The sequence below is a fragment of the Chryseobacterium sp. Chry.R1 genome (genome assembly GCF_039645525.1).
Classification (GTDB): Bacteria; Bacteroidota; Bacteroidia; order Flavobacteriales; family Weeksellaceae; genus Chryseobacterium; species Chryseobacterium proteolyticum.
The window spans coordinates 1,091,608-1,105,215 of the sequence record NZ_CP151793.1 but is presented as its reverse complement, the minus strand read 5'-3'; the positions used below and the strand labels follow the sequence as shown (position 1 = coordinate 1,105,215).

Sequence of the window (13,608 nt, the reverse complement as noted above, 5' to 3'; positions counted from 1 at the left end):
TTGAAAACACACAAACACACACCACAATTATACCACTCATATGAATCTTGTTCTTGCACCAGATTATGCTCATTACCAAGATGAAATAATCCGTATTATCAAAAATTTCCATAGTGAGGGGACTTTAATCGGTCCCGGAAGCAGAAATATTGTAAAGTCATTTTCCATCAATGGAAAAAAATTCAATTTTAAATCATTTAAGCAGCATAATTTTATCAACCGGCATGTCTACAAATACTACCGGAAATCCAAGGCACGGCGGTCTTTCGAATATGCCCATATGCTGATCGATAAAAACCTTCACACCCCCCAGCCGATTGCTTATGTAGAGTTTCACGACTGGCTGGGTCTTACCAACAGTTATTATATCAGTGAACAACTGGAAAACATATATACTCTGGAAGATGTGATGTACGCACGAAGCCCTTTTGAAAACCTGAAAGAAGTCATTAAAGAGTACACCCAGCTCATCTATTATTTACACGAACAGGGAATTGAGTTTATCGATAATTCTCCGGGGAATTTTCTTATAAAAAAAATCAACGGCGCTTATCATTTTTTTATGGTGGACCTTAACAGAATGAATTTCCACACTGAATTTGAAATGCCCAAAAGGATCAAAAACTTCTCACGGATAACCAATGATCCGAAGATTCTTAAACTGATCAGTTCAGAATATTCTAGGCTGGCAGGAATTTCTTCGGAATACTTCCTTACACAGATTGTTAAAGCTGCCAATACTTTACAAACCAAGCGAAGAATAAAAAAGGTTCTGAAGTTTTATAAATATTTCCTTAAAGTACTTCCCGTTCCTAAAAACTTAATTCTTATCTCATTAATCAGTTTTTTAGAATCTGATTTACCTTTTCTTGTTTTTGCCTGAAGGTCAAAAATTACAGTAGAAGGAAGGTGTTGATTTATAGTCGGAAGAAATTTTCAGCCCCAAAGTAATTATCTAAGATAATTGAAATATAAAGTCCTGCTTTTTAAGTAGGATTTTTTGTTGGCACATGTATTAATACTGGTTTTAATCTTTGAGCTCTGTTATTATTGATCCTTTTTTAATTATTAATATTAATTTTTTGATAAGCGATCCATCGTTTTAAATTCCCAACCATCCTTTTTAAATGATCTTCATTCAAGAAAATATTTGTCCAATATTCAAATCTATCGCACTGAACACTTATGTAGTAGGTCATAATTGCTAAACATGCGTAGGGCAAAAACTTTTTTTCTTCGTTACTAATTTTAGTTACAGTTTCATACCCTTTAATGAAACTATCGGCTTTTACCTGATATTCTTCTTCGTTCAAATGAGTTGTAAACAACTGAAATAGAAAATAGGAAATATCAAAGCATAAATAACCGTTGCCACAAAAATCAAAGTCAAAAAATGTTATTTCTTTTTCATTATCAATATGTAAATTATCAAACCAAACGTCGAGATGAACAGCTCCATATCTCATTTTACGTTTGTCCGTACTATCCATTTTTTGCGTTAAAAAAGCAGAAAGAGTTTCTAAAAATTCATTTTCGCTAACATTTTTACTATAAAATTCTTTAGTTCTTATAATAGGATTCTTAAGCAAATTTTGAGCATTGTAGGTTATTCTCTTCAGTTCAATATTTTCTGTGGATTGGTGAACTTTTGCTAATGCCTGTCCAATCAGAAAACTTGTTTGGTGAGAGAATTTTGCTGTTTTTATGCCTTTAGCATATGAAAATAAAACACCAAATCGTGTTCCTTCTGATGCTTCAATTTCCTGAATGAAATTGTTCGATTGATCAGCTATGGGAAAAGCAACTTGTCGCCCTGCTTCTTTTAGATGAATTAAAAGTTTTAGCTCTTCTTCAATTTCTAATTGAGATCGCCAGTTATGTGTATAAACTCTAAAAACATATTTATTTTCGTCATCATGAACAATGTATAAATGATTCATGGCAAGCCGGAATACTTTGCATTCAGTTTTCTCGGTTAATTTATAATTTCTTTGAATAAACTTACCAAGTTCATTTGGTGAAAGCGTGCTATTTATGGTAGGAAATTTCTCTGTCATTAGTTTTTCGTTCGTAGTTGAGTTATAATGTGTATGCAGTTTTGCTCGTAATTTTCAGCCTTATATTTACTAAATTATTTTTACTAAATTGGGGGAATATCTTACATCTTTTGTAAAATATATCCTAAAAAAGCTCCCAGCATAACAATCCATGCACTGTTTATTTTTTTGAAAGTAAACATCAAAATAATGCATAATACAGCAATAATTATTGTTTTCCAATCTGCGATACTATCTTTTGCCATTTCATAACATATATTTATAATAATAGCTATTGACGCAATATTGACTGCATCTAAGAAAGATGAGAATATTTTTGATCCCCTCATCATCTTTACTATTGGATTAAGTAATGCTACAAAAATAAATGAAGGAAAAAAGATACCCAACGTAGCAACCAAAGCTCCTGACCAGTTATTTATTTGATAACCAATAAAAGTAACCGATGAAAAGACGGGTCCTGGTGTAAATTGTCCAACAGCTATAGCATCTAATAGTTCTTGTCTTGTTAATAAACCTCTTCCCACCAATTCTGTATCAAGAAAAGCAAACAGGACATATCCGCTTCCGTAAAGAATAGCTCCTACTTTAAGGAAAATTAGAAATAATTTAATATTACTTTGTGACAGAGAGCTAAAATCTCGAATCTGTAGTAAAGTTAGTGGAATAAGTGAGTTGGTCGTATTTTTCTGTCTTATGATTGCAAATAGCATTGCGATTATACCTGCTCCGAATAATAAAAAGAATTCATTAATTCCTAAGAAAGAAAGCATCAGCACGCTAATACCAATAATCCATAGTGGGATGGTTTTTAAAGATTTTTTTGCGAGGGGAAAAACAGCCGATAATATTACAGATATGATAGCAGGTTTTATTCCATATATAAAGGGCTGAACTTGTGGAAGCTGCCCATATTCTTTATATAACCATGCAAAACATAAAGTAATGATAACAGCAGGACATATAAAACATAATCCAGCTACAATCAGTCCTTTCCAACCGGCCCTTTCCTGCCCGATATGAATTGCCATTTCTGTACTATTGGGACCTGGGATAAGGTTAGTTGCTCCGATCAGATCAAGAAAATGCTCCTCAGACATCCATTTCCGTTTTGTTACTACTTCCTGCTGCATCATGGCAATATGAGCGGCAGGACCTCCAAATGCTGTAACTCCCAGTTTCAGGAAAACACCGGCAACTTCTTTCAGATTATTGTCTTTCCCCACAATTTTTTATGTATTTGTCTATCAAAAAAACTATACTCCCATAATAGATTCACTCTTGTTTGGAATGATCCAATTTAAGCTTCACACTGAGATATGAAATTACTTATTTCTTTTCTCTTTCTAAATTTTAATTATAAAGTATGTATAACCTCAGGTATAATAAATAAGAAGTAGCAATGAGGTATGTTCTAAAAATAAAAACCCCTCCGCAACAAAGTTACGGAGGGTTGTACCCCAGACGGGACTTGAACCCGTACGTCCTTGCGGACACAGGATTTTAAGTCCTGCGTGTCTACCAGTTCCACCACCAGGGCGTGGAATGGAGCGAAAAACGGGATTCGAACCCGCGACCCCAACCTTGGCAAGGTTGTGCTCTACCAGCTGAGCTATTTTCGCAAACGTTGTGCGGATGAAGGGACTCGAACCCCCACGCCTCACGGCACCAGATCCTAAGTCTGGCGTGGCTACCAATTACACCACATCCGCTGGTTCTGCTGATCTGTAACTACAGATATCCTCAGCATTATTCTTACAAATATAATAAATACAACTTAAAAAAACCAAAAAAAATCCTCCGCAACAAAGTTACAGAGGATTAGTACCCCAGGCGGGACTTGAACCCGCACGCCAAAAGAGGCACAGGATTTTAAGTCCTGCGTGTCTACCAGTTCCACCACCAGGGCGTGGAATGGAGCGAAAAACGGGATTCGAACCCGCGACCCCAACCTTGGCAAGGTTGTGCTCTACCAGCTGAGCTATTTTCGCAAACGTTGTGCGGATGAAGGGACTCGAACCCCCACGCCTCACGGCACCAGATCCTAAGTCTGGCGTGGCTACCAATTACACCACATCCGCATTGTTTGGTTAAGTTGTATTTTAAAAGAACTTCTTTCGTTTTTGTGAGTGCAAATATAGGGCAATTTTCTACAATCACAAGGCTTTTTTCAAAAAAAATTAAAATTTCTGCATTTTTTTTTCCTGACCCCTTTTATTACATTTCATTTTCTTACTTTTACATCGTTAATATATACGATATGGAATTACAAGGAACGGTAAAGAAACTTTTTGATGCTCAGACATTTGCAAGCGGATTTCAAAAGAGAGAAATGGTTATTTTAACTCAGGAGCAGTATCCACAGCCGATAAACATAGAATTTTTGTCTGACAAGATCAGTTTATTAGACAACCTTAAAGAAGGAGAAAATGTAAAGGTAGGAATCAACATCAGAGGAAGAGAATGGACATCTCCTCAGGGTGAAACCAAATACTTCAACTCTATCACAGGATGGAGAGTAGAAAAAGTTTTTGATAACGGATCAGAACCTACTCAGGCAGCTCCTTCACAATCCGGATCTCCGGTTTCAAATGAAAATCCATTTGCGGGAGACGAAGATGATGATTTACCTTTTTAATTAGATACAACGATTAAAAATATAGATCCTGCTTTTTAAGTGGGATTTTTTTTCCTCAACATGGTTCGATTAGACGAAAACGAGATTTCATTTCCTGATCCGGAACTTTATGACGGGCACGAAGGGGTTATAGCTTTCGGAGGGGATTTATCGGTAGAAAGAATTTGGTTTGCCTATCAGCTGGGCATTTTTCCCTGGTTCAATCCGGGGGAGGAAATTCTTTGGTGGAGCCCTGATCCCCGTTTTGTTTTGTTCCCTGATGAACTAAAGGTTTCGAAATCGATGCGTAAGATACTCAATCGCGAAGTTTTCACCTTTACTGAGAATAAAGACTTCCGGGGAGTCATCAGAAACTGCCAGCAGATAAACCGAGTCGACCAGGCCGGAACCTGGCTTTCCGATGAACTTATGGAATCGTTTATCACACTTCATGACTATGGGTTGGCAAGAAGCATAGAAGTTTGGAAAGATGGTGAACTAGTAGGTGGCTTTTACGGCCTCCAGATCGGTAACGTCTTTTGTGGTGAAAGTATGTTTGCCAAAGTAAGCAATGCTTCCAAAGCAGGTTTTATCCATTTTGTGGAAACTTATAAAGATCAGCTTGATCTTATTGACTGTCAGTCCCATACAGAACATCTGGAAAGCCTCGGCGCAAGGATGATCCCCAAAAAACAATTCTTACACTACTTACACAAAAATAATGAAAGCACACAATGAAAAATGGATCCTCTTACTGCTGCTCAGTCTCATTTGGGGATCTTCTTTTATCTTAATTAAAAAATCTTTAGAACATTTTAATCCTTTTCAGGTAGGTGCATTAAGGGTCCTTATAGCAGGGATCATATTATTACCTATCGCAATTTCGAAGTATAAACTATTTCCTAAAAAACACATCAAGTGGCTTATTTTGGCAGCGATCACGGGGAATTTTATCCCGATGTTCCTCTTTCCTATTGCAGAAACAGAAGTAAGCAGCAGTATTGCAGGGATTATCAATTCTATGATGCCCATTTGCGTGATTATCGTAGGCGCACTGGTATGGAAATTTGAAACCACAAAACATCAGATTATAGGAGTTTGTATTAGTTTTGCGGGAGTATGTATCCTCGCTTTCGGAGGAGGAGACGGAGCGAAATTTAAAATGATTCCGATTGCTTTGTTATTGCTGGCTACATTATGCTATGCGATAAGTACGACCACTGTAAAATCGAAGCTTATGGAATTGTCTTCTGTTATTTTATCCTCATTTATATTTTCTTTTGTACTCTTTTTTCCTTCGATCATTGCTTTAGCATTAACCGGGTTTTTCTCGGAGTTTAGTTTTTCAAAAGACAATATGACGGGATTGCTCTTTGTAAGCTTATTGTCGATTTTCGGAACAGGACTGGCCATGACCATGAATTACAGGCTCCTGAAAGTATCTTCTCCGCTCTTTGCATCAACCGTTACTTTACTAATGCCTATTGTTGCCATTATCTGGGGCATTCTGGATGGCGAAAAATTAACTTTCCTCCAGTTTGTAGGCGCAGCGATCATTATAGGAGGTTTGATCTTTTTAAGGACAAAACCTGCCGTAAAAAAATAAATCCTGCATTACTGCAGGATTTATTATTTAAGAACCATTATTGATTCGTTAATTCTTTTTCTTCACTTTGGCTTTAGCCTTTTTTACCCCATCTTTAATGAAAGGATATTTCTTCTGCATATCCTGAACAAGAGTCGGGTCCAGATCTAATGCCTTCTGAAGGGTTTCAATTCCTTTTTCCTGATCTCTAAGGTTGAAATAGCAGTTGCTCAGCTGATAATACAATTCTGCCCTGTTATGATTTTCTATAGCTTTGTATAAAATCGTAACGGCTTCTTCGTATTCACCCAAAAGCATTAACACTTCTGAGTAGGCATACCAGTTGTAAAACCTTGAGGGTTCTGAAGCTACAAGCTTTTTCAAACAGGAAAGGCTTTCTTCAAATTTTCCAGCATCAATAAATAAAAATGCAAGCCTTTTTTGATAATCAAGGTTGCTGTCATTCAGATGCGTTGCCTCTTTTGCAAAATGAAGCGCTTCAGCCATTCCCCCCATTTCCTCATACAAATAAGACTGCTCCATCATAGACAGATAGAACTGAGGATCTTCCCTCAATGATTTCTGAAAAGAGTTCAATGCGATGATCGGCTGCTTCATTGCTTTATAGCATAATCCGATTTTATAGTAAGTAAATGCTTTGGTATATTCCAACTCCAGCATTTCCTCATATACTTCAATGGCTTTTTTATATTGCCCTAATGCTTCGTAACAAGCTGCTTTATTTGCATATACTCCTACAGAAGATGAATTGATCGCTAAAAGATAATCAAACCCTTTAATCGCTTCTTCATAATTCTTTCTGTTGAAATAGAACTGTCCGTATTCATACCATGCGGTTTCAGAATAAGAAAATTCATCTAAATATTCATTCAAAAAGGCAATAGCCTCCTCGCTCTTTTTTAAATCATTAAAGCAGATCATACAGTTTTCCAACGCATATTCATCCGTTGGGTCTTCTTTCAATGCTTTTCTGTAATGTTTAAGAGCGTTGAAAGGATCTCCTAAGTTCACATATTCATCCGCAATAAAGTTGTGAAGAAAGTTTTCTTCTTCCTTCAGTTCTAATGCTTTTTTACAAATTTCAATGGATTTTCTAGGATTTCCCAAATTCGAATAATACTTGGCGTAGCAAACTAAAAAGTCCGTGTGCTCCATAGATGAAGCCTTTAACTCGTCTATTAGCTCTTTTGCCGTATTATAATCTTCCCACTCCAAAAGAACTTCAAGCTTTTTGATCTTGATGTCCAATGAATTAGGATGAAGCTTTAGGCCATAGTTAACAGCATTATCCGCATAGTTAAAATCACCCAGCTCCAGATAATAAACAATAATGTCTTCCAGTTCTTCTGTATCGAAGTAGAATTCATCATTATTTTCAATCATTTCTTCGAACTTTTTTACCAGTTCATTTCCAAAATATTCTTCCAATATACTGTTTCCTCCGTCAGCCAACGCCCGAATTTACTTGCGAACCTCGGCAAACTTATTTAATTAATATACTACTTCTGAGATTGTTAATTCAAAATTACTGCAAATTTGCGACTTTTTTTTGAATTATGTTTTCGTAATTTTCTATCCTAAAGATAGTAAAAAGAAGAATATAATGAAAGAAATGTGGATAAAAAGAGGGATTCACATTAAATTAACACGACTAACCTTTTTCTGTTAGGAATTTCATTTTGCCATACCGATTCAATATCTTCTAAATCAATAACTTCAGTTTGCATTTTTATTTTTTCTTCTGCTGCAGCCTGGAACATTTGAGGGATAATTTCCGTAAGCAACAACTTAAACTCTTCAGGAGTCCAACTTCCCAATCCGGAACCGGAAATCTGAAGATCAGTTCCTCTGAGTATCTGTGACGACAGCTGAATAGTGTCTCCGCTCATTCCTCCAACGGACACCAATCTTGTTTTGTGGGAAAAATTTCCATCTCCTTTTATGGAGGACAGAAGAAGCTCAATAGAATGACCCCAGATGTAATCCAGTACTACATCAATAGGAGTCTGGCTATGAATTTCCTTTATTTTCTGCGTAAACTCCCCATCATTCATTTTCAAGGAAATAACCTCATCGGCACCCAACTCCCGAAGCGCCCGCAATGCTTCTTCATTTCTACCCGTGGCAATTACTTTTTTAGCTCCGTATAATTTTGCGATCTGTACAGCAATCATTCCGGTTACCCCTGTTGCTCCATTGATCAGGACCGTTTCTCCTGTTTTTAATTGTGTTTTAAACCTTAATCCCATTGCTGAGCCCATAATCGCATTAGGTAATGCTGATGCTGTAGCGAAATCCAATCCATCAGGAATGGGAACAATCATATGTTTATCAGCTATTGCTTTTTCTGCAACCGTTCCTCTTTTACTGAAAAAATATACTCTTTTTCCGTTTTCCAATATTCCGGCCCCGTCACTTCCTATAATTTTAGGCTGATGTTCCTCATTTTCCGTAGAATAGTGTTTTCCGCTTGCTCTGGCCCTGTCCAAATGTTTTATGGATGCTGCTTTTACATAGACGAGTTGCTCATTGTCCTTCGTAACTTGAGGATCCTGAAAATCTGCATATTGAGGAGTTGCTCCTTTTTCAAATACTACTGCTGCTTTCATTCTTTTTAATTTTTATACAAAATTATGATGAAGGAAACCCCTGCTGCAATAACATTTGTTATCAGTTTACTTCGCTAGCCTCCTTTGAGGATTTTGGCCTTTATTCTGCTCAGGTGGACGGTCGTAATTCCGAGGTAAGAAGCGATATAATGCTGGGGAACTCTTTTAATAATTTCAGGTTTCTCCTTTGCAAGATCAAGGTAACGTTGCTGAGGACTGTCTTTTATAAATGAAAAGAAATGCTTCATATAATCAAATGTTCTCTCAAAGACTGAATCCATAAAGCGATCCCTCAGCTCAGGATCATTATATATTTCTGCTAAAATCCGGTCAACGGTGGGCTTATCTATTTTCCATAAAATGCAAGGTTCTATGGTCTCAAAAGAAACCATGCTCGGCAGACCTTTTCTGAAGCTTTCCAAAGAAGAAAACATGGTATTCTCCGTAAAAAACTGAAAAGTAACATCCTTTCCGTCATTGTTATACCAGGCTCTTGCCAATCCCTTTTCAATATAATAGGCATGCAAGGACACCTCATTCTCTTTTAAAAGAATGGTCTTTGCCGGTACTTCAATGCGTTTGAATTCCCTGATAAATCGGACACATTTTGTTTTCGGAAACGGAAACTTTGCTTTTAGATGCTCAAACATATTTAAATATAAAAAAAGAACGGAACATAAAGTTCCGTTCTTTCATCTTTTTAAATCAGGCTATTTATTTTCGCTATAATCTGGTCTGCCAGCTGATCTGCCTCTTCCTGGGATTTGGCCTCAGTATAGACTCTGATAATAGGTTCCGTATTCGATTTACGAAGGTGAACCCAGTTGTTTTCAAAATCTATTTTCACTCCATCTATGGTAGAAACTTCTTCGTTCTGATATTCTTTTTCCATTTTGGCTAAAATATCATCTACGTTGATTTCAGGGGTAAGTTCAATTTTCTTTTTCCCCATAAAATAGCTTGGATATCCTGCTCTCAGCTCTGAAACGGTTTTGTTTTCTTTTGCCAGATAAGTAAGGAAAAGGGCAACGCCTACCAAAGAGTCTCTTCCGTAGTGAAGATCAGGATAAATAATTCCTCCGTTTCCTTCTCCTCCGATAACCGCATTTTTCTCTTTCATCAGGGTAACAACATTTACCTCTCCTACCGCACTTGCGAAATATTCAGAATTATGATTCCGGGCGATATTCCTCAATGCACGGCTCGAAGAAAGATTGGATATGGCAACTCCGTTTTTATGTTTTAATAAATAATCTGCCACTGCAACCAATGTATACTCTTCCCCAAACATCTCTCCCTTTTCATCGATCAGGGCCAGCCTATCAACATCAGGATCCACTACCACTCCGAAATCTGCTTTTTCTTTTTTTACCAGTTCGCAGATGTCTCCCAAGTGTTCTTTCAGAGGCTCCGGGTTGTGCGGAAAATGTCCGTTAGGCTCACAATACAGTTTTATGGTTTCACATCCAAGTTTATCCAGCAACATCGGAATCGCTATTCCACCTGTAGAATTCACAGCGTCTAAAACAACTTTGAATTTTTTGGCTTTAATGGCTTCAACATCTACCATGGGAAGATCAAGGATCTGCTGGATATGAATATCAAAGGCATCGTTTCTTGTTTCATAATTCCCTAAATCGTCTACTTCCGCAAAGTTGAAATCTTCACTTTCAGCGATTGCCAGCATCTCTGCTCCGTTCTCACCACTGATGAATTCTCCTTTTTCATTCAACAATTTAAGGGCGTTCCATTGTTTTGGATTATGGGAAGCGGTAAGGATAATTCCTCCGTCCGCCTTCAGTTCCGGAACCATAATTTCCACGGTAGGTGTTGTGGAAAGTCCGAGATCAATAACATTGATCCCCAGTCCCTGTAATGTAGCTGTTACCAGAGAAGAAACCATTCCACCGGAAATCCTTGCATCCCTTCCTATAACAAGCGTTAAGTTTTTTTTGTTTTTATTGTTCTGAAGCCAGGTCCCGAAAGCGGAAGCAAACTTTACCACATCAAGTGGAGTTAAGTTATCATTTACTTTTCCCCCGATCGTTCCCCGGATTCCTGAAATACTTTTAATTAATGACATTGTAGGTCTTTTGTAAGTTTAAATTCTATTTATATTCTGCGTAAGGCTGAGCAAAATTAGAAATTATTTACATTATTTGTGTGACAAATTTATGAACAACCGCAATCTTTATCACAACCTCCTCCTTTAGAGCTGAATTTTTTAGGTGCAAAATTCTTTCTGATCACTCTGAAAAGAGAGTAACAGGCGAATCCTACAATGAGTAGTACGATAATGTATTGAAAAATTAATGAAGAGTTCATTATTTTAGAATTTGATAAATAAACATAGACACAAAATATGCCAAACCGGTCATCATAACAACCTGAAAGCCTGTCCATTTAAGGCTTTTTGTTTCTCTGTAGACTACTGCAAGTGTGGAAACACACTGCATTGCAAATGCATAAAATAAAAGGATAGAGATTCCTGTTGCAAAATTAAACACTTTTTCACCGTTTGGTTTCACATCGTGTCTCATTTTGTCAATTACTTTTACTTCAGGAGCATCATCACTCAGGCTGTATAAGGTAGACATTGTACCTACAAAAACTTCTCTAGCTACAAAACTGGTAATGATTCCTACTCCCATTTTCCAATCATAACCCAAAGGAGCAATGGCCGGCTCTATAGCCTTACCCATTTTTGCAAGGTAGGAGTGATCCAGCTTAACATCTGTAGCAACCATTTGATTGGTCTTCTGTGCCGGTCCGAAATAACTTAAGAACCAGATGATAATACTTACAATAAAGATTATCTTTCCTGCTCCCGTTATAAAGTCCCAAACCTTTCCTAAAACCATTTTGAAATCATATCCGAACAATGGTTTTTTATAAGTAGGCAAATCCATTACAAGGTATGTTTTACCTTTATCTTTAATAAACCTTTTTAAGATGGCTGCTGAAAATAAAGCGACAAGAAATCCTAGCAGATACATCCCCATTAATACCAGAGCTTTATACTTTATTCCTAAAAAGCTTTTGTCTGAAATAACCAAGCCGATAATGATGCTGTATACAGGAAGTCTTGCAGAACAGGTCATGAAAGGAGTTACTAAAATGGTCAGTAGTCTTTCCTTAACGTTTTCGATATTACGTGTGGAAATCACTGCAGGGATCGCACAAGCTGTTCCGGAAACCAATGGGACAATACTTTTCCCGTTGAGTCCAAATGGCCTTAAAAACCTATCCATCAGGAAGATTACTCTTGCCATATATCCTGAATCTTCTAACAGATATAAGAAGTATAACAAAATTCCGATTTGAGGAGCAAATACCATAATCCCTCCTAATCCCGGGATAATTCCATTAGAAACAAGTGAATTTACCGGTCCTTCAGGAAGATGCTCGCCGGTGAATGCGGACAGCCATGAGAAGAAACTTTCGATCCAGTTCATCGGATACTCCGCAAGGAAGAATACGCTTTGGAATATAATAAGTAAGATCAGCATGAAAATCACATATCCCCAGAACTTATGCACCAAAACTTTATCCAGCTTTTCGGTAAGCAGTTCTTTGAACTGTGGTTTTTTAGTGATTACATTCGCTAATATCTTATCAACATTCTGGTATCTTCTTACTGTCTCCTGAACCTGTAGTCTCTTCGGAACCAGACTTTTCGCATCTGGACTATTGAGAATATCATGAACAGATTCTATTTTGCTGAGTTCTACTCCCGATGATATACTCATCCAGGCTTCATAATCACTATCCAAGCCCTTATGAGCTACAATTTTTGCTATAAAATCCTTATGTTCATTCGGAATTTCAAAAGAAGTTTTTTCCGTTTTTTTAAAATCATTATTAAAAACAGCTTCCCTTATCTGATCTATTCCAATTTGCTCTTTAGCATTGGTTTGGATAATTTTAATATTTAAAGCATTTGAGAACTGCTGGATATCGATATCAATCCCGCGTCTTTGGGCCTGGTCGATCTGGTTAACTACCAAAATAAGAGGAATACCCAGATCCTGGATCTGTTGAAACAAAAGAAGCCCCCTTTTTAAACTTAAGGCCTCAAGGATATAAACAACTCCGGCATAGTTTTGCTGCTCATCGATCAGAAATTTTGAAAAGATAGCTTCATCTTCAGAGCTCGGATATATACTGTAAGAACCCGGTAAATCCACCACTTCCACTTCCTCATCCTTGTAGCTGTAATGTCCGGAATAGCTTGCTACAGTAACACCGGCATAATTCCCGGTCTTCTGTTTTTTATTACAGAGTGTATTGAAAACCGTAGATTTTCCTACATTCGGATTTCCAACTAAAAGTACCTTTTTTTTCTTATTTTCCTGCATTAATCCCATTCTTGTACAATTATATAATCCCCTTCTTCTTCTCTGAGAGCTATACGGCTTTTTTCATCTCCAAATTCCACATACATGGGACCACTAAATGGAGCCTGATACAAAATCCTGAAAACGGTTTCCGGTAAAAGACCCATTTCTATAATTTTGTTTGGCATCTTTAGATGATCATTATCATAACCCAATATCTTCCCCATTTTGTTCTTAGGGAATCCGCTTAATTTATGTAAATCCTTCTCTTTCAAAGCCTGCTTTTTGTACATGCAAATGTACGCTATTTAAATTTAATCTAAATAACCTTAGTCTTAAAAAAAATAAACCCAAATGCTGTAAAAACATTTGGGTTCATTTG

13 protein-coding genes and 6 tRNA genes are annotated in these 13,608 nt (G+C 37.1%); 4 read left to right on the top strand and 15 right to left on the bottom strand.

Annotated features, from left to right (window positions below; all coding sequences use genetic code 11):
- The first annotated feature begins 40 nt into the window (after window positions 1-40).
- Window positions 41-883 (top strand): lipopolysaccharide kinase InaA family protein, encoded by an 843-nt coding sequence (locus AAEU33_RS05245; protein ID WP_345991230.1) that lies wholly within the window; start codon window positions 41-43, stop codon window positions 881-883.
- A 178-nt stretch (window positions 884-1,061) separates the two neighbouring features.
- Here the strand turns inward: AAEU33_RS05245 and AAEU33_RS05240 are convergent, their stop codons facing one another.
- From AAEU33_RS05240 to AAEU33_RS05205, 8 genes are all read right to left on the bottom strand, one after another.
- Window positions 1,062-2,057, bottom strand: a complete 996-nt coding sequence (locus AAEU33_RS05240; RefSeq protein WP_345991228.1) for a phosphotransferase — start codon at window positions 2,055-2,057, stop codon at window positions 1,062-1,064.
- Window positions 2,058-2,158: 101 nt separating this feature from the next.
- Window positions 2,159-3,283 (bottom strand): chromate efflux transporter, encoded by a 1,125-nt coding sequence (gene chrA / locus AAEU33_RS05235; protein ID WP_345991226.1) that lies wholly within the window; start codon window positions 3,281-3,283, stop codon window positions 2,159-2,161.
- Window positions 3,284-3,513: 230 nt separating this feature from the next.
- Window positions 3,514-3,597: transfer RNA gene (locus AAEU33_RS05230), tRNA-Leu, on the bottom strand.
- A 6-nt stretch (window positions 3,598-3,603) separates the two neighbouring features.
- Window positions 3,604-3,679, bottom strand: a tRNA-Gly gene (locus tag AAEU33_RS05225).
- An 8-nt stretch (window positions 3,680-3,687) separates the two neighbouring features.
- Window positions 3,688-3,769 (bottom strand) — tRNA-Leu (locus AAEU33_RS05220).
- Window positions 3,770-3,882: 113 nt separating this feature from the next.
- Window positions 3,883-3,966: transfer RNA gene (locus tag AAEU33_RS05215), tRNA-Leu, on the bottom strand.
- A gap of 6 nt (window positions 3,967-3,972) precedes the next feature.
- A tRNA-Gly gene (locus AAEU33_RS05210) sits at window positions 3,973-4,048 on the bottom strand.
- 8 nt (window positions 4,049-4,056) lie between these two features.
- A tRNA-Leu gene (locus tag AAEU33_RS05205) sits at window positions 4,057-4,138 on the bottom strand.
- Between the two features lie 179 nt (window positions 4,139-4,317).
- Between AAEU33_RS05205 and AAEU33_RS05200 the strand changes: the two genes are divergently transcribed.
- Genes AAEU33_RS05200 through AAEU33_RS05190 form a run of 3 tightly spaced genes read left to right on the top strand, consistent with a single transcriptional unit; the run spans window position 4,318 to window position 6,280 of the window.
- Window positions 4,318-4,695 (top strand): DUF3127 domain-containing protein, encoded by a 378-nt coding sequence (locus AAEU33_RS05200; protein WP_172281607.1) that lies wholly within the window; start codon window positions 4,318-4,320, stop codon window positions 4,693-4,695.
- Between the two features lie 60 nt (window positions 4,696-4,755).
- Window positions 4,756-5,412, top strand: coding sequence for a leucyl/phenylalanyl-tRNA--protein transferase (aat, locus tag AAEU33_RS05195; protein ID WP_345991224.1), 657 nt, complete (start codon window positions 4,756-4,758; stop codon window positions 5,410-5,412).
- Window positions 5,396-6,280, top strand: a complete 885-nt coding sequence (locus tag AAEU33_RS05190; RefSeq protein ID WP_273650226.1) for a DMT family transporter — start codon at window positions 5,396-5,398, stop codon at window positions 6,278-6,280. The genes aat and AAEU33_RS05190 overlap by 17 nt, the downstream gene beginning before the upstream one ends.
- A 48-nt stretch (window positions 6,281-6,328) precedes the next feature.
- Here AAEU33_RS05190 and AAEU33_RS05185 read toward each other — a convergent pair whose 3' ends face one another.
- The 7 genes from AAEU33_RS05185 to AAEU33_RS05155 form a co-directional block, all read right to left on the bottom strand.
- Complete coding sequence (locus AAEU33_RS05185; protein WP_172282417.1) at window positions 6,329-7,708, bottom strand: tetratricopeptide repeat protein; 1,380 nt, start codon at window positions 7,706-7,708, stop codon at window positions 6,329-6,331.
- Between the two features lie 209 nt (window positions 7,709-7,917).
- Window positions 7,918-8,889, bottom strand: coding sequence for a zinc-binding alcohol dehydrogenase family protein (locus tag AAEU33_RS05180; protein ID WP_345991222.1), 972 nt, complete (start codon window positions 8,887-8,889; stop codon window positions 7,918-7,920).
- 74 nt (window positions 8,890-8,963) lie between these two features.
- Window positions 8,964-9,539 (bottom strand): Crp/Fnr family transcriptional regulator, encoded by a 576-nt coding sequence (locus AAEU33_RS05175; protein ID WP_345991220.1) that lies wholly within the window; start codon window positions 9,537-9,539, stop codon window positions 8,964-8,966.
- 50 nt (window positions 9,540-9,589) lie between these two features.
- Entirely contained in the window at window positions 9,590-10,972 is a 1,383-nt protein-coding gene (gene glmM, locus AAEU33_RS05170; protein ID WP_345991218.1) for a phosphoglucosamine mutase, read from the bottom strand.
- 89 nt (window positions 10,973-11,061) lie between these two features.
- On the bottom strand, window positions 11,062-11,214 hold the full coding sequence (locus AAEU33_RS05165) for a hypothetical protein (protein ID WP_273650229.1): 153 nt from the start codon (window positions 11,212-11,214) through the stop codon (window positions 11,062-11,064).
- Complete coding sequence (gene feoB / locus AAEU33_RS05160) at window positions 11,214-13,247, bottom strand: ferrous iron transport protein B (RefSeq protein WP_172281621.1); 2,034 nt, start codon at window positions 13,245-13,247, stop codon at window positions 11,214-11,216. Before feoB ends, AAEU33_RS05165 begins: the two co-directional genes overlap by 1 nt.
- Window positions 13,247-13,519, bottom strand: a complete 273-nt coding sequence (locus AAEU33_RS05155; RefSeq protein ID WP_172281623.1) for a FeoA family protein — start codon at window positions 13,517-13,519, stop codon at window positions 13,247-13,249. Before AAEU33_RS05155 ends, feoB begins: the two co-directional genes overlap by 1 nt.
- Window positions 13,520-13,608: the final 89 nt, after the last annotated feature.